We start from the raw sequence: 25,591 nt of genomic DNA, 5'->3' as shown, positions 1-25,591 counted from the left end.
GCAGCACGACTGACGGAACACACGACATTTCGCGTCCCCACCGCAACGCATGCACCAGGCCGCTGTGGCGCAGTCCCGCTCGTAGTCCATGCAGGCTTTCGCCGGCACCTTCGGTGCCGCGAGGGACAGCAGTTGATCAGCCAGCCGTCCGAAAATGTCGAGCATGACCACCCCTCTGATCAGGCAACATCGTCGATGTGAACCTTATCAGAATTCGGGTAAACTTACTGATCAGTTGTCGTCGAGCACTGGATCGTCGAGGACGAAGGGTGGCGGGCCGACTCCGGTGACCCGGTAGCGCCCCCACGGGTCCAGGTCGCCGACCTGCGCGGGCGCGCGCCCGCCGTCGGTGCTCAGCTCGACGGTGGCCGAGCTCGCCTTGAGCGCCGCGGCCAGATCGGCCGCCAGCCCGCTGGCCGGCGTGACCCGCCCGAACCAGTGCATCTTCCCGTCGTGCGGCTCGTGGCGCGCGTCGAGCAGCGCCTCGACAGGGACGTCGCGGCCGTCGACCGTCAACGTCGCCGGACCCGCGTAGCCGTCCTCGTGATCGTGGTCCTCAGCCATTGGTGCCCTCTGATTTCTGCTCGTCCGGTGCGTCCGGCGACTCCGAGGGCGGGGTGACGAGCCGCAGCGGGCTCGGCGCGGCCTGGTTCAGCCCGAGCACGCCGGTGATCCCGCCCCAGACGATCGTCGTGAGGTAGCCGGTGACGGCGGTGCGGCTCATCGTCCGCCGCTCGAGCCACCAGTCGCCCGCGCTCTGGACCATCCCGACCATGCCTTGCGCCCAGACCTCGGCGCCGCCGGAGTCGAGGCCGAACTCGCGCATCCGCTCGCCGATCAGCGCCGTGAGCACCCTGGCGATCCGCTCGCGGGCGTCGTCGACGATCTCGGCGCCCGGCGCCCGCTCTATCGGGTGGTGTACGACGAAACGCCACAGCTCGGGTTCGTTCTCGATGCCCTGCAGGAACGCGTCGATCACCCCGCGCACCAGCTCGATCGGCTCCCGGTCGGTGTTGGCCATCTCGGGCCCCATCCGGCCCATCAGCATCGCGGCGGCCTCCTGGCCGACCGCCCGCTGGAGATCCGCCCTGTCGACGAAGTGGCGGTAGAGCACGGGCTTGGTGATCCCGGCCATCGCCGCGATCTCGGCCACCGATACTCCTGGCCCGTGCGTGCGGACCGCGTCAATGGCCGCACGGACCATCTCGGCACGCCGTTGCGCTCGTCGCGCCTGGCGGTCGACGGGGTTGACAGCACGCTCGTCGGAAGGCACGGTACTAGAAGTAACAGTTACCCCGGGTAACAGCAAGGGCTTGAGCGTTCATCGGAGGTGGCGAGGATGACGTCAGCTGGCATCGCGGCCGGCGACCGGGTGCTCGTCACCGGCGCCGCCGGAGGGTTCGGGGCACCCACGATGACCCGCCTGCGTGAGCAAGGAGTGCAGGTCATCGGCCTGGACCGGGTGTCGGGCGACCGGATCCTGCCTTGCGACATCACCGACGACGCGGCCGTCGAGGCTGCCGTCGCCGACGCCGTCGAGACGCTGGGCGGCCTCGATGCAGTCGTCCACTACGCAGGGATAGGTACGCCGAACGACGCAGGCGGCCCGCTGCGGCCTGACGCCATCCGGGTCATCGACGTGAACCTGTTCGGAGCATGGCGGGTCACCGCCGCCGCGCTGCCGGCGCTGCTCGAAGGCCGCGCACGCCGCGGCGACAAGGGCCGTGTGGTGTTCGTGTCGAGCGAGCTGGCCTACCTGACGCTCCCGTTCGTCTCCGCCTACAGCGTGGCCAAGCGCGGGATGTCCGCCTACGCCGACGCGCTGCGTGTCGAGTACGGCACCGAGCTGCACGTCAGCACCGTCTACCCCGGGTACGTCCGCACCCCGATCCACAACGAGGGCCGAGAGGTCGGCCTCGCGTTGGAGGGTCAGGTGCGGCGCGAAGAGGTCGAGGACATCGTCGGGACGGTGCTGCGGACGCTGACCGCCACCAGGCCGGCGCGCAACACCGCAGGCAGCCGCGGTGGCGCCGTCGAGCTATGGCTCGGACGGCACCTGCCCGGTGTCGTCGGCTCCGCCGTGGCCAGCAGGCTGCGCAAGCGTGCCGCGGCCGGACACTTCGACTCCGCCCCGCTCGCCGCGGGGCTCGTGCGCAGGCTGACCGGCCGCGACGTCACCGCACCCGTCCCACGCACGGCACCGACCACCGAAAGGAGCTCCTGATGAATGCCCCCGCGAAGGTCGTCAACGACCGCGAAGCGACCGCGGAGCGGTTGCTCCGCTCGTCGCTCGACCACTCCTACGAGCCGAGCATCGACATCGACTGGTCGTCGGCACCGGTGGACGGGCTCTGGGGCATCCCGGAGCACCGCGTCTCGCTCTACGGCACCGAGCTGTGGGAGACGCTGACCGACGAGCAGCGCCGGACGCTCTCCGTGCACGAGCTGTGCAGCGTCGCCCGCATCGGGCTGTGGTTCGAGATGATCCTCATGCAAATGCTGCTGCGGTACTCCTACGACCGCGACCCGCGCCGCCAGCACATCCAGTACGCGCTGGTCGAGATCGCCGACGAGTGCCGCCACTCGATCATGTTCGCCAAGATGACGGCGCACTACGGCGTGCCCGACTACGCGCCGCGCCGCCTGACGCACGAGCTGGGCCGGTTCTTCAAGACCGTTGCGTACGGCCCGGCGATGTTCGCCGGCACGCTGTTCGTCGAGGAGATCCTCGACCAGCTGCAGCGCGAGGCGATGAAGGACGAGAATGTCCAGCCGCTCACCAGGATGGTCAACAAGATCCACGTGACGGAGGAGGCGCGGCACGTCCGGTACGCGCGCGAGGAGCTCATCCGGATGATGCCGAAGGTCAACGCCGCCGAGCGCGCCCTCGGCCGGTACCTCTCGGCGCGCATCGCGTACGTCGTCGCCCGCAACCTGATCCACCGCGACGTCTACAAGAGCGTCGGGATCGACCCGATCGTCGGCTTCAAGGCGGCGCAGGCCAACCCGCATCATCAGGAGATGATGAAGTGGTCGGCCCGCAAGCTCGTGCCGTTCCTGCGCGAGCAGGGTCTGATCGGCGGCCCGACCGAGCTGCTCTGGCGCAAGGCGCACCTGATCTGATGCTGGGTGATCAGGCGCTGCGCACGATCCGAGGCGCCGATGGCGTCGAGCTCAACGCGGTGGTCGAAGGCCCCGGCGACGCGCCGGTGACGGTGGTGCTCGCGCACGGGTGGACGTTGGACCTGCGCACGTGGGGGCCCGTTGCCAGGTCGCTGCTGCGGGACCAGCCGCCGCCGCGGGTCGTCCGCTTCGACCTGCGCGGGCACGGTCGTTCGGCCGCCGTCGACCCGGCGACGATGACGATCGAGCAGCTCGCCGACGACATGGCCGCCGTCGTCACCGCGCTGGCACCGGAGGGCAAGCTCGTGCTGGCCGGGCACTCGATGGGCGGCATGACGATCATGGCGCTGGCCGAGCGGCACCCGGAGCTGCTTGAGCGGGTGGCGGGTGTTGCGCTCGTGTCGACGGCGAGCGGCGGCCTCGCGGACGCGACGCTCGGCCTTCCGTCGCGTGCGGTGACGGCGTTCCGCAACGTCGAGCACCGGATGTACTCGACCCGTCGATGGGCGACGAGGCGGCGGCTCGGTGACCCCCGGCTGCTGCGGCCCGCGATGAAGTGGCTGCTGCTCGGCCCGCACGCGGCCGCCGAGGCCACCCGGATCACCACGGAGGCCGTCGCGGCCTGCCGGCCGATCACGGTCTCCGGGTTCCGCCCGACGTTGAACGCGCACGACCGCGACGCCGCGCTCGCCGCGTTCTCCGACATCCCCACCAGCGTGCTCGTCGGAACGCGCGACCGGCTCACCCCCGTCGCCTACGCACGTCGGATCAGCGACGCGCTGCCGAACGCCGAGCTCACCGTCTTCCCCGGTGCGGGGCACATGGTGCCGGTGGAGCGGGTGGCCGGCGTCGCGTCGCGAATCAGCGCCCTGGCGGCGGCTGGGGCCCGGCGTCCGGCGTAGGGGCGTTGGGGCGTTGGGGAGGGCAGGAAAGCCACTCTCCTGCCCTGTGAGGGCCGGAAAGTGGCTTTCCTGCCCTCGTGTGCGGAACGCACACACCCCGGCGGGGGCGGCGAGCTTCAGTCGTGGACGAGCGGGAAGCCGGCCAGGCCTCGCCACGCCAGGCTCGACATGAGCGCGACGGCCTCGTCGCGCGGCACGTTCTGGGCGGCGTCGAGCCAGTACTGCGCGGCGAACTGGCTCAGCCCGACCAGCCCGACCGCGAGCAGCCGGGCCCGGGACTCGTCGAGGCCGGCGTCGGCGGTGACGGCCGCCGCGATCGCGTCGACGGAGCGGGCGCTCGCGCCGTCGACGACGGCCGCGGCTTCCGGCTCGCGGCGCAGGTCGGACTCGAAGATCAGCCGGTAGGACTGGCCCTCTCCGGCGACGAAGTCGAAGTACGCCGAGAAGACCGCGTGGACGCGTTCCTGGTTGTCGGTCGTCGCCGCGATGGCGCCGCGCACCCGCTCGACGAGCTCGTCGGCGTAGGTGGTCAGCAGCGCGCGGTAGAGCTCCAGCTTGCCCGGGAAGTGCTGGTAGAGCACGGGCTTGCTGACACCGGCCCGCTCGGCGATGTCGTCCATGGCGGCCGCGTGATACCCCTGCGCGGCGAAGACGTCCCGCGCGGCAAGCAGCAGCTGTGCCCTCCGAGCGCCACGGGACAACCTGGTCCCGCGGTGTGCCGCTGTCACCTCGCTCATGTCAGATAGCTTACCGGTCGGTAGCTCTATCGGGTGGTTGCACCGCGGAAGCTGCGCAGCCGAAGGCTGTTCGTCACGACGAACACCGAGCTCAGCGCCATGGCGGCGCCCGCGATCATCGGGTTCAGCAGTCCCGCCGCCGCGAGCGGGATCGCCGCGACGTTGTACGCGAACGCCCAGAACAGGTTCCCCTTGATCACCGCGAGGGTGCGCCGGGAGAGCCGGATCGCGTCGACGGCGGCCATGAGGTCGCCACGCACGAGGGTCAGGTCGCCCGCTTCGATCGCGACGTCGGTGCCGGTCCCGATCGCGAGCCCGAGGTCGGCCGTGGCTAGCGCGGCGGCGTCGTTCACGCCGTCACCCACCATCGCGACGACCTTGCCGACCGCCTGGAGCCGCCGGATCGCCGCCACCTTCTCCTCGGGCGTCATCCGCGCGATGACGGCGTCGGCGTCGATCCCGACCTCGGCGGCGACGGCGGCCGCTGCCGCCGGGTTGTCGCCGGTCAGCAGCATCGGGGTGAGGCCGAGTTCGCGCAGGCTGCGCACGGCTTCGGCGCTGCCGGGCTTCACCGAGTCGCCCACGACGATGACGGCGCGGGCGATGCCGTCCCACGCCACGACGACCGGGGTGCGGCCGGCCGCCTCCGCCTCACCGTGGATCTCCTTCAGATCCGGCGGCAGGTCGATGCCGTGCTCGTCGAGCAGCGCCGTGCGCCCGACGAGCACGGCGTGGGCGAGCACCGTGTCGCCGTCGACCTCGGAGACGATCCCGCGCACCCCGAGACCAGGCGTGCTGTCGAAATCGGCGACACCGGGCAGCCGCCCGAAGCAGACCTCCGCCGCGGCGACGACGGCGGCGCCGATCGGGTGCTCGGAGGCCGCCTCGACCGCGCCCGCGTAGCGGAGGGCGTCGTCGCCGGACTCGCCGTCGGCCGCATGCACGCCGTGGACGGTCATCCGGCCGGTGGTGACCGTGCCCGTCTTGTCCAGCACGATCGTGTCGACCTTGCGGGTCGACTCCAGCACCTCCGGGCCTCTGATCAGCACCCCGAGCTGCGCTCCGCGGCCGGTGCCGACCAGCAGCGCCGTCGGCGTCGCGAGACCGAGGGCGCACGGGCAGGCGATGATCAGGACGGCCACCGCGGCGGGGAAGGCCGCCGCGCCGCCGCCCGCACCGAGCCAGAAGCCGAGCGTGGCCACCGACAGCCCGATCACGACGGGCACGAACACCCCGGCGACGCGGTCGGCCAGCCGCTGCACCTCCGCCTTGCCGTTCTGCGCCTCCTCGACCAGCCGTGCCATCCTGGCCAGCTGCGTGTCGGCGCCGACCCGCCCGGCCCGGACGACCAGCCGCCCGCCGACGTTGGTGCAACCGCCGACCACCGCATCGCCCGGCTCGACCTCGACGGGCACCGACTCACCCGTCAGCATCGAGACGTCGACGGCCGAGGCGCCGTCCTCGACGACCCCGTCGGCCGCGATCGTCTCGCCAGGCCGCACCAGGAAGCGGTCGCCGACCGCGAGCTGCGCGACCGGCACCCTGGTCTCGCCCTCCTCGCGCAGGACCGTCGCCTCCTTGGCGCCGACGTCCAGCAACGCCCGCAGCGCGGCCCCGGCCTTGCGCTTCGACTGCGCCTCCAGGTACCGCCCGGCCAGCACGAAGACGGTGACGCCCGCGGCGACCTCGAGGTAGATCGAGCCGGACGCGTCGCCCGGCGCGACCGTGAACGAGAACGGGTGCACCATGCCGGGCAGCCCCGCCGTGCCGAAGAGCAGCGCGTAGACCGACCAACCGAACGCCGCGAGCGTCCCGACCGAGACGAGCGTGTCCATCGTGGCCGCGCCGTGGCGGAGGTTGGTGAGCGTCGCGCGGTGGAACGGCCACGCGCCCCAGAAGACGACGGGCGCCGCGAGCGCCAGCATCGTCCACTGCCAGTACGTGAACTGCAGGGCCGGGATCATCGAGACGGCCACGACCGGCAGGGCCAGGACCGCCGAGCCGGCCAGCCGCTCGCGCAGCGACTGCGCGGGGTCGGGGGCCTGCGCCGGTTCCTCGGAGGGCGGCGCCGGCAGCGCGGCCGTGTAGCCGGCCGACTCGACCTGCTCGACGAGCGCGGACGGGTCCAGCTCGGCGGGGAACGTGACGTGCGCCTTCTCCGTGGCGTAGTTGACCGTGGCCGTGACGCCCTCGAGCTTGTTGAGCTTGCGCTGGACGCGGTTGGCGCACGACGCGCACGTCATGCCGCCGATCGTCAGCTCCAGCTGCGTGGTCGGCGCCGCGGTGACGAGCTCGCTCATGACGCCGCCCTCGTGGTGACGGTGAAGTCGACGACCTGCACGGCACCGGCATGGCGGAAGTCGAGGAAGAGCCGGTACGAGCCCGCGGTCGGGACCTCCACGGTGAACGGGATGCCGGGGCCGGAGCGGGCCTGCGGCGCGGGCGGCGACCCGTCGCCGGCATGGACGTGCAGGTAGGCCAGGTCGCTCCGGCGCAGCACCACGAGGTGGCCGAAGGCGCCGAGGTCGGGTTCGAGGTCGGTCACCGCGGCGCCGTTGCGGCTGACGGTCGCGAAGACCTGCGACGGCGCGCCCGGCACGAGGTCGCCGTCGAGCCGCACCTGGTAGCCGGCGACCTGCGCGACCCGGGACTCCGGCGGCGCCACCGGCCCGAACTCGCCGGGGACGAAGAGGTCGGTGCCGAGCACGAGCGCGGGCCCGCCGGTGGGCAGGAAGTCGGCGTAGAGGCGGTAGACGCCGGCCGCCGGGAGCGTCATAGGGATTCGCCACGAGCCGTCAGCCGTGATCTTCGGGTGCAGGTGCTGGAACGCGACGCCGTCGCGGCGGACGACCGCGACGTGCATCGCCTCCTCGCTCACGACGTCGAACGCCATGACCGGACGGCCGTCGGAGCCGGTGATCGTGAACGCCAGCTCGCCGGGCGTCCCGGCTTGCAAGGCGGCGGTCTGCGCGACGAGCGTGTAGCCGGCGGCCGTCGCGACCAGCCCTTCCGAGGGCACCTCGGCCGATCCGTGTGAGTGCCCCGCCTGTTGCGGCGCCGCTTCTCCATGGCCGCCGTGCGTGGCGACCGCGGGTGGCGGCGGGGGAGGGGGCGTGCCGACGATCACGCCGAGCCCCCACGCTCCGCCGAAGACGAGCGCGAGCGCCGCCGCGAACGCCGAGAGCCGGGCCGGGGTGTTCATGCTGGGTGACGCCTCCTGTCCGCCAAGTTACCAGCGGGGGGTATTTCGGCATGTCAGCCGGTTTGTCCAGCGATTAGGATCAACGCGACCACCGACGCGAGGGGGCGCCATGGAGGAGATCCTGCGCAACGTCGGTGAGTACTGGTACGTCTACGCGTCGATGCCGCTGCTGGCTGCGCTGATCGGCTACGTCACCAAGATCCTGGCGATCGAGATGATGTTCAAGCCGCTCGAGTTCGTCGGCAAGCCGCCGTTCCTCGGCTGGCAGGGGATCGTGCCGCGGCGCGCGGCGCGGATGGCGAGCATCGCGTGCGACACGATGACCACCAAGCTCATCAGCCCTTCGGAGATCTTCGGGCGGCTCGACGCGGACCGCGTCGCCAAGGAGATCGAGAAGCCGCTGCTGGACAACATCGAGGACATCACGCGGCACGTCGCGACGCAGTTCCAGCCGGGGCTCTGGGAGTCGATGCCCGAGACGGTGCGGTCGCTGGTGATCGCGCGGGTGCAGCGGCAGGCGCCGAAGATCGTCCAGAACATCATGGCGGCGGTCAAGGACGACATCGACAGCGTCTTCGACCTCAAAGACATGATCGTCACCAACCTGGTGCGCGACAAGGCGCTGCTCAACCGGATCTTCCGGGAGGCCGGCGACGAGGAGTTCGCCTTCATCCGGCGCTCCGGCATCTACTTCGGCGCCGCGATCGGCGTGATCCAGGCCGTGGCGTGGGCGGTGTTCCGCTCGCCGCTGATCATGCCGCTGTTCGGGCTGGTCACGGGCTGGTTCACCGACTGGCTCGCGCTCAAGATGATCTTCAATCCGAAGCAGCCGAAGCGGTACCTCGGGTTCTTCGAGTGGCAGGGCCTGTTCCTCAAGCGGCGCCGCGAGGTGGCCGCGGCGTACGGCGCGCTGATCGCCAAGGAGATCATCACGCCACACAACATCATCCAGGCCGTCCTGCGCGGGCCGACGTCCGACAAGCTCTACGCGATGGTCCAGAAAGAGGTCCAGAGCGTCCTGGACGCGCAGACCGGCATCGTGCGCCCCATCGTCGTCTTCGCCGTCGGCAGCACGCGCTACCAGGAGATGAAGCGCGCGGTCAGCACACAGGTGATGGAGGCGCTGCCCGAGACGATGCTCTACGTCGAGGACTACGCCGAGGACGCGATGGACATCCGCAACACCTTGGTGACGAAGATGCAGGAGCTCACGACCGAGGAGTTCGAGGAGCTGCTGCGGCCCGCGTTCGAGCAGGACGAGTGGATCCTGATCGCGGTGGGCGCGACGCTCGGGTTCCTGGTCGGGGAGCTGCAGCTGCTGCTGGTGGAGAGCCTGACGCACTGACCGTGGCGCGTTGGCGCCGGCGACGCGCGCGGAAGGTCAGGAAAGTCCGCCATGGCCCTCTGGGCCGCTACGAGGGATGAGAATCCGTGGGGGCGCGGCTCGCGGAACGGCCGCGGCTAGGTCGGGCGAGGGGTGCCTGGAAAGCCACTTTCCCGGCGCGTAGGGCCGGGAACGTGGCTTTCCCGGCAACGTGTGCGTCACGCACCTATCTCGCGTGCGACGGGCCGGCACGGGCTGTCAGGAAAGCCACTTTCCTGCCCTCCCCAGCCCGGGGGTGAGCTGCGCGAACGGCACTTTCGAACGATAGGTTGGCCTGAAAGTGCCGTTCGCGCACATCCCTGCTGTCGCAGAGTGGGCGGGATCGTGAGTTGAGTGTGCTCAGGGCTGCCGCGACAGCCCTCAGCGCACTCCCGATCAGCCAGTGCCTGGATCCCGGGGTGCCGGTCCACCGCGGTGGCTGCGGCGATTCACCTGACAGCCACTTTCATGCAACGTCATTGCATGGAAGTGGCTTTCCTGACGTCCGTGGGCGGCACCCTAGGGGCGCACGCGCACGACGACCTCGGTGTCGGTGACCCGCTCGACGCCGACGGTGAAGCCGCCGGCCTCGGTCTCGCTGCCCACGGGGACGGTGACGCGCTGGCCCGCGACGAGCAGCTCCGCGGTGCTGTTCGAGACGCCGACGAGCTTGGCCTCGACCCCGAGCACCGAGACGGAGGCCTCGCCGCTGCGCGGGAAGGTGATGGTGCAGCCATCGACGCCGCAGGAGGTGTTCGAGCCCCCGGATGCGCAGGCGACGGCGCCGAAGGCGAGTACGAGGGCAGAAAGGACAATTGCGACGCGACGGGGCACGACGTCGAGACTACTGGCTGTCCGTTTCACCCGGTCGGGCCGTGACGTCGATGGGTGGATCGGTGAAGGGCGGCTCGGGCGGCGGGGTGCCGTTCGTCGAGGCGGGCGCCGGTTCGGCCCACGACTCCTCGACGTGCGGATGGCTCGCGTCCCACAGCTCGCGCCCGAACGGCGAGATCCGGACCGTCTGCCGGACGATCTTGGCCCGGCCCGTCGCGCGAGCGGTCTTCTCGGCTTCGCGCACCTTCTCGTCGGTGAGGCAGATGTCGTACTGCACCGACAGCGTGAGGTCGTTATCGCCGACCTCGACGAGCTCGAGGTGCAGGAGCCGGGTGAGGTAGTGCGGCACCGAGGCCGGCACGGCCACGCCCGCGGCACGTCCGACCGTCGAGGCGTTGGCGAGCAGCCGTCGCGATGCGGTGACGCCGGTCCGGAGGTCGACGTGCACCAGCGGGTACGTGCTGCCGTCGGCCAGCGCGGCGAGGATCCGGGCCTCGTCGGGCAGCAGCTGACGCAGAACCGTGAGGTAGAGGTACTCGCGGGCCCGCTGCTTGGTCTGCTCGATCGAGCGCACCAGCAGCTCGGCCATGGCGACGCGCAGCGGCTCGGTCTGCTTCGGCGGCGGTGGCGGGTTCGCCGCGCGCGCCGGGTTCTCGACGGGTTCCGGGGCGGGCTGGCGCCCGTCGGCGAGCGGGTCGACGTTGTCGAGCTTGCGGCGCAGCTCGCTCAGCACCGTCCGTTCCAGCTGCTGCAGCTCGGCCCCGACGGCGTCGGCGCCGGGCAGCTTGCGGGCGATCTCGGCGCCGGTCTTGGTGGCCCAGCGGGCGAAGAGGCTCGCCTTGGCGACGAACGCCTCGATGCTGTCGTCGCGCTCGGGCGGGGTGGTCTCGTCGGTCACCCCTCGCCTCCTCGCAACTGTGAGCGGCAGGGCAAGCTACCACGACCATTAGGTGTTACCCAAGGTAACAAGTACGGCCAGTATCGACAACTTGCGCGTGCCGGAGAGTGGCGGAGGCGGAGCGCGTCGGGTCATGCTCGCTCGGTGTCTTCCGCTACGACGTCTTCCGTTCGCACTGCCGTCACCTCACCGGTGCCCATGGCCGAGCCCGACAGCCTGCCGGCTCTCGACGTGCACCAGCGGCCGTGGCCGGGGCGCGAGATCACGTCGGGTGGCGTGACGCTGCACGTCCGGGAGACCCCGGGCCCCGACGGCACACCCGCCGTCTACGTGCACGGACTTTCCGGTTCGGCCACCAACTGGACGGACCTCGCGGCGCAGCTCGGCTCGCGCGCCGCAGGCACGGCCGTCGACCTGCCCGGCTTCGGGCTCTCCAGGCCGCTCGTGTCGAGGGACTACTCGCCGGCCGCGCACGCCGACGCGCTGCTCTGCTTCCTCGCCGGGCACGGCCGTCCGGTGCACCTGATCGGCAACTCGTTCGGCGGCGCCATCGCGATCGTCGTGGCGGCCAGGCGTCCCGAGCTCGTGCGCACGTTGACGCTGGTCTCGCCGGCTATGCCGGACCGCAGGCCCGACCCGCGGCGGATCTCCGACCCGCGGTTCCTGCTGGCCGCCGTGCCCGGCATCGGCGCGCGGGCCCGCGCCGAGCTGGCGGCGTTGACCCCTCGGCAACGGGTCGAGCAGCTGGTCGCGCACTGCTTCGGCGACCCGAGCGTGGCCGTCGAGCACCGCATCGCCGAGATGGAGGCCGAGGTCGCCGAGCGCCGCTCGCTCGAATGGGGCATCGAGGCCGTCGAGCGCACGGGGAAGGCGATGCTGGCCAGCTGGGTGCTGGGGCAGTCGCTGTGGTCGGTCGCCCGGCGCGTGCAGGCGCCGACGCTCGTCGTCTGGGGCGATCGCGACCGGCTCGTCGCGCCCCGGCTGGCCGCCCGGACCGCCTCGACGCTGCGCGCGAAGCTGCTGATGCTGGAGGGCGTCGGGCACATCGCGCAGATCGAGGCACCGGTGACCGTGGCCCGCGCCACCGCCGCCATGTGGGACGCCGTGGCCTCTGGGGAAGAATGGCGATGACCTGCGCGTTGCCCCGAACAGGCCAGTACGTCGATACGAGGAGCTTTGAACCATGGCGCTACCGCCGCTCGTGGAGCCGGCCGCCGAGCTGACCAAGGCAGAGGTGGAGCGCTACAGCCGCCACCTCATCATCCCGGACGTCGGCATGGCGGGTCAGAAGCGGCTCAAGAACGCGAAGGTGCTGGTCGTCGGCGCCGGAGGGCTCGGGAGCCCCGCGCTGCTGTACCTGGCCGCCGCGGGGGTGGGCACGCTCGGGATCGTCGAGTTCGACGTCGTGGACGAGTCGAACCTGCAGCGGCAGGTGATCCACGGCCAGTCCGACGTCGGGCGCTCGAAGGGTGAGTCGGCCCGCGACTCGATCCGCGAGATCAACCCGTTCGTCGAGGTTCGGCTGCACGAGACGCGGCTGGACAGCTCGAACGTCCTCGACATCTTCCGCGACTACGACCTCATCCTCGACGGCACCGACAACTTCGCCACGCGCTACCTGGTGAACGACGCAGCGGTGCTGCTGGGCAAGCCGTACGTCTGGGGCTCGATCTTCCGGTTCGAGGGCCAGGCCTCCGTGTTCTGGGAGGACGCCCCCAACGGCAAGGGCCTCAACTACCGCGACCTCTACCCCGAGCCGCCGCCGCCCGGCATGGTCCCGTCTTGCGCCGAGGGCGGCGTGCTGGGTGTGCTGTGCGCATCGATCGGTTCGATCATGGTGAACGAGGCCATCAAGCTGATCACGGGCATCGGTGAGCCGCTGCTCGGGCGGCTGATGGTCTACGACGCACTCGAGATGAGCTACAAGACGATCAAGGTGCGCAAGGACCCCGACACCGCGCCGATCACCGAGCTGATCGACTACGACGCGTTCTGCGGTGTTGTGTCCGACGACGCGCAGCTCGCTGCGGCCGGCCACACGATCACGCCGCTCGAGCTCAAGGAGATGATCGACGCGGGCAAGGACTTCGCGCTGATCGACGTCCGCGAGCAGAACGAGTACGAGATCGTCAGCATCCCGGGCGCGACGCTGATCCCGAAGGACCGCATCCTCTCCGGCGAGGCGCTCGCCGAGATCCCGCAGGACAAGCCGGTGGTGCTGCACTGCAAGTCGGGCGTGCGCTCGGCGGAGGCGCTCGCGGCGCTGCACAAGGCGGGCTTCCGCGACGCCGTGCACGTCGGCGGTGGCGTGCTGGCGTGGGCGAAGCAGATCGACCCGTCGCTGCCTGTGTACTGACGTTCGGCAGCCGGAACGGCGCTCCCCGACGAATCCGTCGGGGGGCGCCGTTTCGCATGTCCGGCTCGGTGTGGTGCGCGTGGAAGGTCAGGAAAGTCCGCCATGGCCCTCCGGGCCGCCACGAGGGATGAGAATCGGTGCTGGGTGCGGCACTCGGGGGTACGCCGCGGTAGGGGTCGGTGACCGAACGGCACTTTCGTCCATACCTAGTGGACGAAAGTGCCGTTCGTTCGTTCCGGCCCGACGGGTGGGTGCACGGACAGCCGGCGTAGGGCGCTCGTGCACAGGTTGATGCCTTCGTGCACAGGTTCGAACCTGTGCACGGGGAGGCGAACCTGTGCACGACCAGCCCCGGCGGCCTGACCCGGGCCGTGACGGCCGGTCGGGTTGTGTGCTTTCCTGCCCTCCCCAACCCTTGGGCGACGGCGCGAACGGCACTCTCGATCGGCCAACGCCAGGAACCTCGGGTGCCGGTCCACCGCGGTGGCTGCAGCGATTCACCTGACAGCCACTTTCATGCAACCACGTTGCATGAAAGTGGCTTTCCTGACGCCCCGCGCAGCGGTCACCCCGCGTAGCGGCGGCTCCTCGCCGGTACGCAGCGTCACGGTGATGCCCAGGTCAGGGCCTGTGATTGGGCGGTGACAACGCGTCATTCCTGCAGGTAGCGTCCCGAACCCGATTGATCATGACGTCGGGTGGCGATAGGGGTCGCATCGGTGGCAGAAGACGCTAGGCGCTGTGCGCTGTCCGGCTGCGAGGTCGAGATCGAGGACGTGCCCGACCGTCCTGCGCGGCGGTACTGCTCAGCCGCCCACCGCGTGGCTGCCCGGCATGCTCGACGGTCCGCCGTGCAGCCCGACAGCGGGTCGCGGCTCGTGGCCGCCCTGCCGTGGCTCGTGGAGCCGGCCGACGTCCCAGGCCCTGAGTCGCAGGTCGTCGCACCGGCGCCGGAGGTGAGCCTCCCTGCACTGCGGCGACGCCGCTCGCTTGCCGTCCTCGGTGCGGTCGGCCTGCTGGCCGGTGGGTTCGCCATCACGGCCGCCGAGCCCTCGCCGCCGGCGAGCGGGACGTCGACGATGCCGGAGCCGACGACGCACGACGAGTGGGCGGCCCGCGCGCAGGTGACGTTGGCGTCGGTCCAGGGTCAGCTCGAGGAGATCGCCCGCGCCGAGCTCGCGCTGAACCGGTTGCCGGAGGCGCGGAAGGCGATCATCCCCGTCGCGGCGCAGCGGTTGAAGGAGCGCAAGGCGCTGCTGGAGCGGCGCAAGGCGACCATCCAGTCGCAGCTCGACAGCTACCGGGCGCTCGACGAGGCGAAGTCGGAGCTGGACAAGTCCGAGCACGACCTGGAATCCGTCGAGAAGGCGTACGGCGAGAGCGCTGGGCGCACCTCCGCCGACGACGCGGAGCTCGCCGCCCTCAACGAGCAGCGCGACCTGCGGATCCGCCAGCGCGATGCCAAGCGGGACGAGCTGGAGGTGCTGGAGGACAACGTCGCGAACGCCGCCCGCACCCCGCTGCCCGCCGACGGCGAGGAGACCGCCGAGATCAGCGACGACGTCCTCGCGGCCGTCGACCAGGGCTCCGACCACAGCAAGGTCGGGAGCGACGACGAGGACGACGAGCCGGCGCCCGATCCGACGCCGACCCTCCCCGAGATCGTCGGCGGGCGCGAGCAGGAGGCCCCGGAGCGCGAGGACACCGGCATCAGCGGGCCGCCCGACCCACGAGGGCCCGGTGACGACACCAAGGAGCAGGACGCCGGAGCGCAGGGGCGGAAGGGGCCGCTGAAGGAGATCGTCGACGGCGTGGGTGAGGCGCTGCGCGATGCCGCCGGCACCGGACCGGCAGAAGAGATCGACGACCTGTTCGGCAAGGGTGGCAGTGCGGACGACGCAGCGGACGGCACAGAATCCCGGAGGTCGGACGGCGGGCTGCTCGGTGAGGTCGGGGATCTGCTGGACGGTGACCCGAGCGCCGACCGCTCCGAGCGTGAGACCGCCTGGGACGTGGGCAGCTCCCGCGATGACGACCCGCGTGGCGGCCGCTCACGCGACAGCGACCGGGATGACGGCTCCGGCCGGGACGGCTCCGACTGGGGCAGCTCCGACTGGGGCAGCTCTGCCCGGGTCGGGCCTGACCAGGGCAGTCCCGATCGGGACGACGCTGACCGGGACGACGCTGACCGGGACGGCGGCTCTGACCGGGACGACGCTGACCGGGACGGCGGCTCTGACCGGGACGACGCTGACCGGGACGGCGGCTCTGACCGGGGCGGCCCTGATTGGGGCGGCTCCATCCGGGACGGCCTTGACCGGGGCGATTCCGATCGAGACGACGCCGGCCGGTACGCCTCCGGCCGGGACGACGCTGGTCGGGACGACGCTGGTCGGGACGGCTCCGGCTGGGGCGGCACTGAGCGGGACGAATCCGACCCCGACGATTCGGACCACGGCGACGCGAAATCCGACGACCGGTCCTCCCACTCCCGCGGATCGGACGGCGCGTCCGAGACCTACGACGTGCTGAAATCGCTGTTCGGCGGCTCAGGGGACAGGAACGGCGACGACCATCGCGACCAAGACAGCGAGGCCGACGAGCACGAGGCCGATGAACACCGGGCCGAGGACCATCACAACTCGCGCGGATCCGATGACAACAGCGCCGACGGCGACAACGACGACAACAGCGACGACGAGCACATCGAGCGCTCGAACGACGAGCACTCCGCCGACGGCGGTTCCGACCGGTGGGGATCGGAGGGTGATCGCGGCGACCACCGGGACGCCGACCAGGACAGCGATGGCGGATCCGACGAGGCCGGACATGGGGACGAGGCTGGCGACGAGGCTGGCGACGAATGGCGGGAGCGCGGCTCGGACGACAACCGAGGGGAGCAGGACGACGACAACTCATGGAAGTACGAGGAGGACGCCGGTTCCGACCACTGGGAGCGGTCCGGGGGCGACCACGACGACCAGGACGGCGAGCACCGCGGTGACGTCGACGACGCAGATGAGGGCGATGAGTCCCATGAGTCCGACGACTGACGGTCACGCGGCGACCTGCGGCCACCCAAGATCACCATATCTGCTGGTTGGGGTCGTGCGCGCCCGCGTGGCAGCCTTGATCGGCGCGCACACGCCGGTAGCGTGCCGATCGTGACCACAGCACCCGTCCGACCCGCTGCAGGCCAGGCTGTGCTGCCGCCGCACGTCCGTTCCGCGTTCGGGGTCAAGGACGTCGAACCGAGGCCGGTCGTGTGGGCGGGCCGCAGGGCGTGGCATTGCGGGGACGTCCTCATCCGCGCCGTGCCCGACAACGCCGTGGCGGCGTGGTCGGCAGGCGTGCTCGACACCCTGCAGGTCGACGGCCTGCGGGTGTCACGCCCCGTCCGCTCGTCCGACGGGCGCTGGGTGATCGGCGGATGGGCGGCCAGCCGGTACGTGCCCGGCACCCTCGAACCGCGCTACGACGCCGTCGTCGAGGCCGCGATGCGGCTGCACGCCGCGACGGTGACCGTGCTGCGTCCCCGCGTGCTGGACGACCGGGAGGACCTGGTCAGCCGCTCGGCGGCCGGCGCGTTCGGCGAGCAGCGGCTGCAGCTCGACCCGGTCCGGGGTGGTTCCTGCTACGACGAGATCGCCGCGCTGCGCAAGCCGGTGCGGGTCGCGCCGCAGGTGGTGCACCCCGAGCTGTTCGGCGCCGTCCTCTTCGACGACGACGGCGTGCCTGCGGTGATCGACCTCGTGCCCTGCTGGCGGCCGAAGGAGTGGGCCGCGGCGGTGATCGTCGTCGACGCACTGGCCTGGGGTGGGGCGGACGCGTCGCTGGTCCAGCGCTGGTCGCACCTCGACGAGTGGCCGCAGATGCTGCTGCGGGCCGTCCTGCACCGGCTCGCCCTGCACGCGCAGCACCCCGAGGGCTCCACCCGTACTCTTCCGGGGCTCGAACGCACCGCCGCGCTCGTCCGGACCCTGGTCTGAGGGTTCTCACACGTGACGGCGACGGCTGTGAGTGCCGGTTTGCGCGCGTGTCACACGATGACGACGAGTCGGTAACGGGACGTCCTTAGCGTCACCGGGGTCTTGCTCCCGACCCCGGAGGTCCGCCGTGACGACGGCACCTGATGCACAGCCGGCCCGTTCGCGCTGGATCGACGACTGGCACCCCGAGGACGCCGGCTTCTGGGAACGAACCGGCGCCCGCATCGCCAACCGCAACCTGTGGTTCTCGATCCTGTGCGAGCACATCGGGTTCTCGGTCTGGACGATGTGGTCGGTGCTGGTGCTCTTCATGGGCCCCGAGTACGGCATCGACGCGGCGGGGAAGTTCTTCCTCGTGGCGGTCCCGACGCTGGTCGGAGCGGTGCTGCGGCTGCCGTACACGTTCGCCGTCGCCCGCTTCGGCGGCCGCAACTGGACGATCGTCAGCGCGCTGCTCCTGCTGGTGCCGACGACGCTGGCCGCGTTCGTCATGCAGCCGGGCACGCCGTACTGGGTGTTCATCGTGGTGGCCGCGGTCGGCGGGCTGGGCGGCGGCAACTTCGCATCCTCGATGGCCAACATCAACACGTTCTTCCCCGAATCGCGCAAGGGGTGGGCGCTCGGGCTCAACGCGGGTGGCGGGAACATCGGCGTCCCGGTGATCCAGCTGATCGGCCTGCTGATCATCGCGACCGCGGGCACCGGCGCGCCCAGGGTGCTGCTGGGCGTCTACCTGCCGCTGATCGTCGTCGCCGCGGTGCTGGCGGCGACCACGATGAACAACATCACCTCGGTGCGCAACGACACCGGCGCGTTCGTCGAGTCGATCAGAGAGCGGCAGACCTGGGTGATGTCGTTCCTCTACATCGGCACCTTCGGCTCGTTCATCGGCTACAGCTTCGCGTTCGGGCTCGTACTGCAGAACCAGTTCGGCCGCACCCCGCTGCAGGCCGCTGCCGTGACGTTCATCGGCCCGCTGCTCGGCTCGCTGATCCGCCCGATCGGCGGCCGGTTCGCCGACCGGTTCGGCGGGGGCCGCGTGACCTTCTGGAACTTCATCGCGATGGTGCTCGCCACCGCGGTGGTGATCGGTGCGTCGGCGATCGGCTCGCTCACGCTGTTCACGGTCGGGTTCGTGCTGCTCTTCGTGCTGACCGGGCTGGGGAACGGCTCGACCTACAAGATGATCCCCGCGATCTTCAACGGCCAGGCGAAGGTGGCCGTCGCCGGCGGCGCGGAGGAGGGGCCGGCAATGCTGCGGGCTCGGCGGATCTCCGGCGCGGTGATCGGCATCGCCGGCGCCGTCGGAGCGCTCGGCGGGCTCTTCATCAACCTGGCGTTCCGCCAGTCGTTCCTCACTGCGCAGACCGGCGCGCCGGCGTACTGGTCGTTCCTCGCCTTCTACGTGGTGTGCGCGGTCGTGACCTACGTCGTCTACCTGCGGCCGGTCCCGGCCGAGGCGACGCACCCGCGCCTCGCGTACGCGGGCGTATGACGCGCACCGCGACCCACTGCCCGTACTGCGCGCTGCAGTGCGGGCAGTGGGTGTCCGGCGACGGGACCGTCGATGCGCGCGGCGGCGGCCTCTGCCAGAAGGGCTGGACGTCGGGCGCCCTGCTCGGCCACCCGGAGCGGCTGACCACGCCGTTGCTGCACGGCGAGCCGGTGTCGTGGGACGTCGCGCTCGGGTTCGTCGCCGATCGGCTGCGCGCGTTGCGGGCCGAGCACGGGCCCGACTCCGTCGCCGTGTTCGGCGCGGGCGGGCTGACCAACGAGAAGGCGTACCTGCTCGGCAAGTTCGCCAGGGTCGCGCTCGGCACGTCGCAGATCGACTACAACGGCCGGTTCTGCATGTCGTCGGCGGCTGCGGCGGGCAACCGGGCGTTCGGGGTCGACCGCGGGCTGCCGTTCCCGATCTCCGACCTCGACGGCGCCGACCTCGTCGTCTTGGCGGGCGCGAACGTCGCCGAGACGATGCCGCCGCTGATGGGGCGGCTGCAGAACGCCCGGCTGGTTGTGGTCGACCCGCGTCGCACCCCGACGGCGGAGCGGGCGATCGCGTCGGGCGGGCTGCACCTGCAGCCGGTGCCCGGCACCGATCTGGTGCTCGCGCTCGGGCTCCTGCACGCGGCCGTCGTCGACGGGCACGTCGACAGCGCCTACCTCGACGACCGGACCAACGGTTTCGACGACGTGTGGCGGGTCGCCGCAGGGTGGTGGCCCGAGCGGGTGGAGCGGCTCTGCGGGGTGCCGGCGGCGGACATCCGCACGGTCGCGGGCTGGCTCGGCCGCTCGCGGCGGCGGTACGTGCTGACCGCTCGCGGCGCAGAACAGCACGCGCACGGCGTCGCGACGGTCACGGCCTGGATCAACCTCGCGCTCGCGCTGGGCCTGCCGGGACGCGAGGGCAGCGGGTTCGGGACGATCACCGGGCAGGGCAACGGGCAGGGCGGCCGAGAGCACGGCCAGAAGTCCGACCAGCTGCCCGGCTACCGGCACATCAGCGATCCCGCCGCTCGCGCGCACGTCGGCGCGGTGTGGGGCGTCGACCCGGAGACGCTGCCGGGCCCCGGGCGCAGCGCAACCGAGCTGCTCGACGCGCTCGGTCGCCCGGGCGGACCGAAGGCGATGCTGGTGTTCGGCTCGAACGTGCTGGTCTCCGCGCCGGGCTCGGGCAGCGTCGCCGAGCGGCTCGCCGCGCTCGACCTGCTGGTCGTCGCCGACGTGCTGCCGAGCGAGACCGCGATGGCCGCCGACGTCGTGCTCCCCGTCGCCCAGTGGGCGGAGGAGGAGGGCACGATGACCAACCTCGAAGGCCGGGTGCAGCGCCGGCGCCGCGCGATGTCCCCGCCCGCCGGGGTGCGCACCGACCTGCAGGTGATCTCCGGGCTCGCGGCGGAGCTGGGGATGAAGGGCTTCCCCGCCGAGCCGGAGAGCGTGTTCGACGAGCTGCGCGCGGCCTCGGCCGGCGGGATCTCCGACTACGCCGGCATCACCTACGAGCGCCTCGACGCCGGTGAGGCGCTGCACTGGCCGTGCCCGACCCCGGACCACCCCGGGACGCCGCGCCTGTTCGCCGAGCGGTTCGCGCACCCCGACGGGCTGGCCCGGATGGTTGCGGTTGACCATGTCGAGTCGGCCGAGCTGCCCGATGCGGAGTTCCCGCTGCGCGCGACGACCGGGCGGGTGCTCGTGCACTACCAGTCCGGTGCGCAGACCCGGCGGGTGGCCGAGCTGGCCGCCGTCGCGCGGGAGGCGTTCGTCGAGGTGCATCCCGACACCGCACAGCGCGCGGGCCTCGACGACGGCGAGTGGGCCGAGGTCGTGTCCCGCCGGGGTGTGGTGCGGGCGCGCGTGCGGTGCGTCGGCACCCTCCGGCCGGACACCGTTTTCCTTCCTTTTCATTTCGGCGGGCTGCAGTCGGCCAATCTGGTGACCAACCCGGCACTCGATCCGACGAGCCGGATGCCCGAGTTCAAGGTATGTGCGGTTCGTCTGGAGCGGGCCACCGTTCACTAGTGTGAACAGGGCGGGGACCTATCGCCGAACGGTCGATCACGCTGGGTGATCTCGGCGTGGTCACCGTCCGGAGTAGGCACGGCCAGGGCGTTCACAGCTGGTCAGAGCGCTGTCCGATTGCTGGATTCGAACGGCACGATGCGTGCGCACCGCATGCGAGGGCAGGAAAGCCACTTTCCTGCCCTCACAGGGCCTGAAAGTGGCTTTCCTGCCCTCCCCAGGGCGCCCACCCTCGCCGGCGGATCCGGGGAGGGGTTACCTCCGGACGCCGGAGCCCCGCACGCCCGCTGCCGGCCGGTGTGCGGGACGCGTTACCTCCTCGTCATCCGGCGTCGCGTGGGCGTAATTCCGGCTACCTAGCCTCGGTCGCCGTGAGCAGACGTGTTGTGGTGGTCGGGCACGGGATGGTGGGTGCCCGGTTCGTCGAGGATGTTCGGCGCCGGGACCCTGACGGCTCGCGGTTGCGGATCACCGTTCTCGGTGCCGAGCCGCGGCCCGCGTACAACCGCGTGCTGCTCTCCACGGTGCTGGCCGGCGGCCTCACGCCGCAGTCGGTGGAGCTGCACCCGGCGGGCTGGGCCGCACGCAACCGCGTCGACCTGCGGCTCGGCGTCGCGGCGACCTCGATCGACACCGGCAGCCGGCTCGTGCGCACCTCGGACGGCAGCTCCTTGCGCTACGACGAGCTGGTGCTCGCAACCGGCAGCCGCGCGTGGCTGCCCCCGATCGACGGCCTCGACGACGAGCGCGCGGTCCCGTTCCGAGACATGTCCGACTGCGAGCGGATCATCGCGCTGGCCCGTCCTGGCGCCCGGTTCGCGGTGCTCGGCGGCGGACTCCTCGGGTGTGAGGCCGCGCGCGGGCTGGTCACGCGCGGGATGGACGTCACCCTGCTGCATCCCGCCTCCCACCTCATGGAGCGGCAGCTCGACCCCGCGGGCGGAGCGGTGCTCGCTTCGGCGTTCGACCGGCTCGGTGTCGACGTGCGGCTCGGCGGGTTCGCCACCGCGTGGGAGCCGGGCCTGGGCGTCCGGATGGCGGACGACGAGCTGGTGCCGGCCGACGCGCTCGTCGTCGCCGCAGGCGTTCGTGCGGAGACCGGGCTCGCGCAGGCCGCCGGCATCGAGGTCGACCGGGGAGTGCTGGTCGACGACCGGCTCGCCACCTCGGCAGCGCGCGTGCACGCCATCGGCGACTGCGCGCAGCACGCCGGCTCGGCCGCCGGGCTCGTGCAACCGGGATGGGAGCAGGCCGCCGTGCTCGCCGACCTGCTGACCGGCGACGACCACGCCGCGCGGTACCTCGGCACCCGCGCCGTCACCCGCCTGAAGGCCCGTGACGTCGACCTCGCCACCGTCGGCGACCCGGCCGAGCTGATCGGTGCGGCCGAGGTGCTGCGGTTCTCCGACCCGGCAGGCGGCCGGTACGCGGCGCTCGCGCTGCGCGGCGACAAGGTCGTCGGCGGCGCCATGATCGGGTTGCCCGACGCGGCCGCGTCGATGATCCAGTTCTATGACACCGGCGTGCCGGCACCGACCGACCGGCTCGCGCTCCTGCTCGGCAGGGCGCTGCCCGGCGCCCCCGAGACCGCCGACCCCGGCCGGCTCCCGTCGGCGGCGGTGATCTGCCGCTGCAACTCGGTCTCGAAGGGTGCGCTGGTCACGGCCTGGCGGGCCGGCGCGACCGATGTCGCCGCGCTCGCCAAGGCCACCCGCGCCGGCACCGGCTGCGGCGGCTGCGGCGACACCGTCGCCGGGATCTGCGCGTGGCTCGCCGAGGCCGACCCGCCCTCGCTCGTCCCCACGGAGGGAGCTGCATGACAAGCGAACTCGTCGTCGTCGGCAACGGGATGGTCGGGCACCGGCTCGTCTCTGCGTTGCTCGATCGCGACACCACACACGCGTGGCGGATCACCGTGCTCGGCGAGGAGGAGCGTCCGGCGTACGACCGGGTCGCGCTCTCCTCCTACGTCGACGGCACCACGGCCGAGCAGCTCACACTCCCGGAGCGCACCGACCCGCGCTTGCGGACGTGGCTCGGCGACCCGGTCGTCGAGCTGGACCGCGCCGCGCGCAGCGTGCGCACGGCGTCCGGCCGCGTGCTCCGGTACGACGCGCTGGTGCTCGCCACCGGCTCGTTCCCGTTCGTCCCGCCGGTGCCGGGCCGCGACCTGCCCGGATGCTTCGTCTACCGCACGCTCGACGACCTCGACGCGATCATGGAGGCGGCCGAGGCCAGCATCGCGGAGCCGCGGCCCGGTCGCCGCTCGGCCGTGGTCGTCGGCGGGGGCCTGCTCGGGCTGGAGGCGGCCCGCGCGCTGCGCTCGCTCGGACTCTCGCCGCAGGTCGTCGAGATCGCGCCGCGCCTGATGCCGGTGCAGGTCGACGAGGGCGGCGGGGCGTTGCTGCGCAGGCTGGTCGAGTCGAGCGAGCTCGCCGTGCGGTGCGGGGTGTCGGTCGCGGGCATCTCGCAGGAGCGCGGCCGGCTCGTCGCGGCGCTCTCCGACGGCATCGAGCTCGACGCCGACGTCGTCGTGTTCTCCGCGGGGATCCGCCCGGCCGACGCCCTGGCCAGGGCGGCCGGGTTGCCCGTCGGCGAACGCGGCGGCGTGCTGGTCGACGCGCGTTGCCGCACCCAGGACCCGAACGTGTGGGCGATCGGCGAGTGCGCGGCCCTGGAAGGCCGCACCTACGGGCTGGTCGCGCCCGGGTACGCGATGGCCGAGGTGGTCGCCGACCGGCTGCTGGACGGCTCGGCGACGATGACGCCCGCCGAGCTGGACATGTCCACGCAGCTCAAGATGCTCGGGGTGGACGTCGCCAGCTTCGGCGACGCGCACGCCACGACCCCGGGCGCGCTGGAGGTCGTGGTCAACGACCCGGTGGCCGGCACGTACGCCAAGCTCGTGGTCTCCGACGACGCGCAGACGCTGCTCGGTGGGGTGCTCGTCGGCGACGCGTCCAAGTACGCGACGCTGCGGCCGCTCGTCGGCGCGCCGCTGCCGGCCGACCCGGTGGCGATGATCGCGCCGGGCGGCGTCGAGATCGGCGCCGACGCGCTGCCGGGCACCGCGCAGATCTGCTCCTGCAACGCCGTCACCAAGGACGCCGTCTGCGCGGCCATCCACGACGGGGCGCACGACGTGCCGGCGCTCAAGGCCTGCACCGCCGCGGGCACGAGCTGCGGCTCGTGCGTCCCGGTGCTGAAGAAGCTGCTGGCGCAGGCGGGCGTCGAGCAGTCGACGGCGCTCTGCGAGCACTTCGCGCACAGCCGTGCCGAGCTGTTCGAGATCGTCGCCGGCACGGGGATCACGACCTTCTCCGAGCTGGTCGAGCGGCACGGCACCGGACGCGGCTGCGACATCTGCAAGCCCGCGGTGGCCTCGATCCTCGCCTCGCTCGGCAACGGGCACGTGCTGGCGGGCGAGCAGGCGGCGCTGCAGGACACGAACGATGCCTTCCTGGCGAACCTGCAGCGCAACGGCACGTACTCGGTGGTTCCGCGGATCCCCGGCGGCGAGGTCACCCCGGACGGGCTGATCACGATCGGCGAGGTCGCCCGCGACTTCGGGCTCTACACCAAGATCACCGGCGGGCAGCGGATCGACATGTTCGGTGCGCGCGTCGAGCAGCTCCCGGCGATCTGGCGGCGGCTCGTCGACGCGGGGTTCGAGTCGGGCCACGCCTACGGCAAGGCGCTGCGCACGGTGAAGTCGTGCGTCGGCACCACGTGGTGCCGGTTCGGGGTGCAGGACTCCGTCGGGCTGGCGGTCGCGCTGGAGCTGCGGTACCGCGGCCTGCGCGCCCCGCACAAGATCAAGTCAGGGGTGTCGGGCTGCGCCCGCGAATGCGCGGAAGCCCGCTCGAAGGACTTCGGCGTGATCGCCACCGAGAACGGGTGGAACCTCTACGTCGGCGGCAACGGCGGGTTCACCCCGCGCCACGCCGAGCTGCTGGCGTCCGATCTCGACACCGACACGCTGATCGCCGTGATCGACCGGTTCCTGATGTTCTACATCCGCACCGCCGACCGGTTGCAACGCACGGCGTCGTGGATCGAGGCGATGGAGGGCGGGCTCGACCACCTCCGCGCCGTCGTCGTCGAGGACAGCCTCGGCATCTGCGCCGACCTGGAGGCCGCCATGGACGCCCACGTGGGCAACTACGCCGACGAGTGGCGTGGTGTGCTGGAGGACGAGGAGAAGCTCGCGCGCTTCGTCTCGTTCGTCAACGCGCCGGACACGCCCGACCCCACGATCAGCTTCGTCACCGAACGGGGCCAGCCCGTCCCGGTGCCGATCGGGCTGCCGGCGGTGCGGTCGTGACCGCCACGATCGACGCGGGGCTCCGGTGGGAGCCGGCGTGCACCGTAGACAGGTTGATGCCGGAGCGCGGCGTCGCAGTGCTGCTCGGTGAGCAACAGGTGGCTGTCTTCCTCACGCACGACGGCGCCGTCCACGCGATCGGCAACATCGACCCGTTCTCCGGCGCGGCGGTGCTCTCCCGCGGGCTGGTGGGCGACCGCGCCGGTGTTGCGACGGTGGCCTCGCCCGTTTACAAGCAGGTGTTCGATCTGCAGACGGGTCGCTGCCTCGACGAACCCACCGTGTCCGTGCCGGTCTACGCGGTGCGGGCGCGCGGCGGCACGATCCAGATCGGACTACCGTGA

20 protein-coding genes are annotated in these 25,591 nt (G+C 71.8%); 13 read left to right on the top strand and 7 right to left on the bottom strand.

Annotated features, from left to right (window positions below; all coding sequences use genetic code 11):
* Positions 1–231 precede the first annotated feature (231 nt).
* Both LL648_RS00885 and LL648_RS00880 read right to left on the bottom strand, forming a co-directional pair.
* Complete coding sequence (locus LL648_RS00885; RefSeq protein ID WP_232660418.1) at positions 232–564, bottom strand: DUF4873 domain-containing protein; 333 nt, start codon at positions 562–564, stop codon at positions 232–234.
* Complete coding sequence (locus tag LL648_RS00880; RefSeq protein ID WP_255684343.1) at positions 557–1,204, bottom strand: TetR family transcriptional regulator; 648 nt, start codon at positions 1,202–1,204, stop codon at positions 557–559. Before LL648_RS00880 ends, LL648_RS00885 begins: the two co-directional genes overlap by 8 nt.
* Positions 1,205–1,339: 135 nt before the next feature.
* On the opposite strand from LL648_RS00880, the gene LL648_RS00875 reads away from it, so the two are divergent.
* From LL648_RS00875 to LL648_RS00865, 3 genes are read left to right on the top strand one after another with little or no spacing between them, the layout of a single operon-like run.
* Positions 1,340–2,224, top strand: a complete 885-nt coding sequence (locus tag LL648_RS00875; RefSeq protein WP_232660416.1) for an SDR family NAD(P)-dependent oxidoreductase — start codon at positions 1,340–1,342, stop codon at positions 2,222–2,224.
* Positions 2,224–3,123: an AurF N-oxygenase family protein gene (locus LL648_RS00870; RefSeq protein ID WP_232660415.1), complete on the top strand. Its 900-nt coding sequence runs from the start codon at positions 2,224–2,226 to the stop codon at positions 3,121–3,123. The genes LL648_RS00875 and LL648_RS00870 overlap by 1 nt, the downstream gene beginning before the upstream one ends.
* Positions 3,123–4,025, top strand: a complete 903-nt coding sequence (locus LL648_RS00865; protein WP_232660414.1) for an alpha/beta fold hydrolase — start codon at positions 3,123–3,125, stop codon at positions 4,023–4,025. The genes LL648_RS00870 and LL648_RS00865 overlap by 1 nt, the downstream gene beginning before the upstream one ends.
* Positions 4,026–4,141: 116 nt before the next feature.
* Here LL648_RS00865 and LL648_RS00860 read toward each other — a convergent pair whose 3' ends face one another.
* The 3 genes from LL648_RS00860 to LL648_RS00850 are packed head-to-tail and all read right to left on the bottom strand — an operon-like array spanning position 4,142 to position 7,964.
* Entirely contained in the window at positions 4,142–4,762 is a 621-nt protein-coding gene (locus tag LL648_RS00860) for a TetR/AcrR family transcriptional regulator (protein WP_232660413.1), read from the bottom strand.
* A gap of 26 nt (positions 4,763–4,788) precedes the next feature.
* Positions 4,789–7,062: a heavy metal translocating P-type ATPase gene (locus LL648_RS00855; protein WP_232660412.1), complete on the bottom strand. Its 2,274-nt coding sequence runs from the start codon at positions 7,060–7,062 to the stop codon at positions 4,789–4,791.
* Entirely contained in the window at positions 7,059–7,964 is a 906-nt protein-coding gene (locus LL648_RS00850; protein WP_232660411.1) for a hypothetical protein, read from the bottom strand. Before LL648_RS00850 ends, LL648_RS00855 begins: the two co-directional genes overlap by 4 nt.
* A gap of 109 nt (positions 7,965–8,073) precedes the next feature.
* Here LL648_RS00850 and LL648_RS00845 point away from each other — a divergent pair, with 109 nt between their 5' ends.
* Complete coding sequence (locus LL648_RS00845; protein WP_232660410.1) at positions 8,074–9,309, top strand: DUF445 family protein; 1,236 nt, start codon at positions 8,074–8,076, stop codon at positions 9,307–9,309.
* A 537-nt stretch (positions 9,310–9,846) separates the two neighbouring features.
* Here LL648_RS00845 and LL648_RS00840 read toward each other — a convergent pair.
* Both LL648_RS00840 and LL648_RS00835 read right to left on the bottom strand, forming a co-directional pair.
* Positions 9,847–10,161, bottom strand: a complete 315-nt coding sequence (locus LL648_RS00840; protein WP_232660409.1) for a hypothetical protein — start codon at positions 10,159–10,161, stop codon at positions 9,847–9,849.
* 10 nt (positions 10,162–10,171) lie between these two features.
* Entirely contained in the window at positions 10,172–11,059 is an 888-nt protein-coding gene (locus tag LL648_RS00835; RefSeq protein ID WP_232660408.1) for an Abi-alpha family protein, read from the bottom strand.
* Positions 11,060–11,257: 198 nt separating this feature from the next.
* Between LL648_RS00835 and LL648_RS00830 the strand changes: the two genes are divergently transcribed.
* The 9 genes from LL648_RS00830 (at position 11,258) to nirD (ending at position 25,591) form a co-directional block, all read left to right on the top strand.
* A complete protein-coding gene (locus tag LL648_RS00830) occupies positions 11,258–12,190 on the top strand; it encodes an alpha/beta fold hydrolase (RefSeq protein WP_232660407.1) in 933 nt (310 codons plus the stop codon).
* A 52-nt stretch (positions 12,191–12,242) separates the two neighbouring features.
* Positions 12,243–13,415 carry an adenylyltransferase/sulfurtransferase MoeZ gene (moeZ, locus tag LL648_RS00825; RefSeq protein ID WP_232660406.1) on the top strand — a complete coding sequence of 391 codons (1,173 nt, stop codon included), beginning with the start codon at positions 12,243–12,245 and terminating at the stop codon, positions 13,413–13,415.
* Between the two features lie 719 nt (positions 13,416–14,134).
* The gene (locus tag LL648_RS00820) at positions 14,135–16,468 is read left to right on the top strand and encodes a hypothetical protein (RefSeq protein ID WP_232660405.1); all 2,334 of its coding nucleotides are present in this window, start codon (positions 14,135–14,137) and stop codon (positions 16,466–16,468) included.
* A 111-nt stretch (positions 16,469–16,579) separates the two neighbouring features.
* Positions 16,580–17,404, top strand: a complete 825-nt coding sequence (locus tag LL648_RS00815; protein WP_232660404.1) for a TIGR02569 family protein — start codon at positions 16,580–16,582, stop codon at positions 17,402–17,404.
* 127 nt (positions 17,405–17,531) lie between these two features.
* Positions 17,532–18,899 (top strand): nitrate/nitrite transporter, encoded by a 1,368-nt coding sequence (locus LL648_RS00810; RefSeq protein ID WP_232660403.1) that lies wholly within the window; start codon positions 17,532–17,534, stop codon positions 18,897–18,899.
* Positions 18,896–20,923, top strand: a complete 2,028-nt coding sequence (locus tag LL648_RS00805; RefSeq protein ID WP_232660402.1) for a molybdopterin oxidoreductase family protein — start codon at positions 18,896–18,898, stop codon at positions 20,921–20,923. The genes LL648_RS00810 and LL648_RS00805 overlap by 4 nt, the downstream gene beginning before the upstream one ends.
* Positions 20,924–21,294: 371 nt before the next feature.
* The gene (locus LL648_RS00800; protein ID WP_308190219.1) at positions 21,295–22,743 is read left to right on the top strand and encodes an FAD-dependent oxidoreductase; all 1,449 of its coding nucleotides are present in this window, start codon (positions 21,295–21,297) and stop codon (positions 22,741–22,743) included.
* On the top strand, positions 22,740–25,247 hold the full coding sequence (gene nirB, locus LL648_RS00795; RefSeq protein WP_232660401.1) for a nitrite reductase large subunit NirB: 2,508 nt from the start codon (positions 22,740–22,742) through the stop codon (positions 25,245–25,247). Before LL648_RS00800 ends, nirB begins: the two co-directional genes overlap by 4 nt.
* Positions 25,244–25,591, top strand: a complete 348-nt coding sequence (gene nirD / locus LL648_RS00790) for a nitrite reductase small subunit NirD (RefSeq protein ID WP_308190218.1) — start codon at positions 25,244–25,246, stop codon at positions 25,589–25,591. The genes nirB and nirD overlap by 4 nt, the downstream gene beginning before the upstream one ends.

The sequence above is a fragment of the Pseudonocardia sp. TRM90224 genome (genome assembly GCF_021245725.1).
Lineage (GTDB): Bacteria > Actinomycetota > Actinomycetes > Mycobacteriales > Pseudonocardiaceae > Pseudonocardia.
This window is presented reverse-complemented; position numbering and strand designations above follow the sequence as displayed.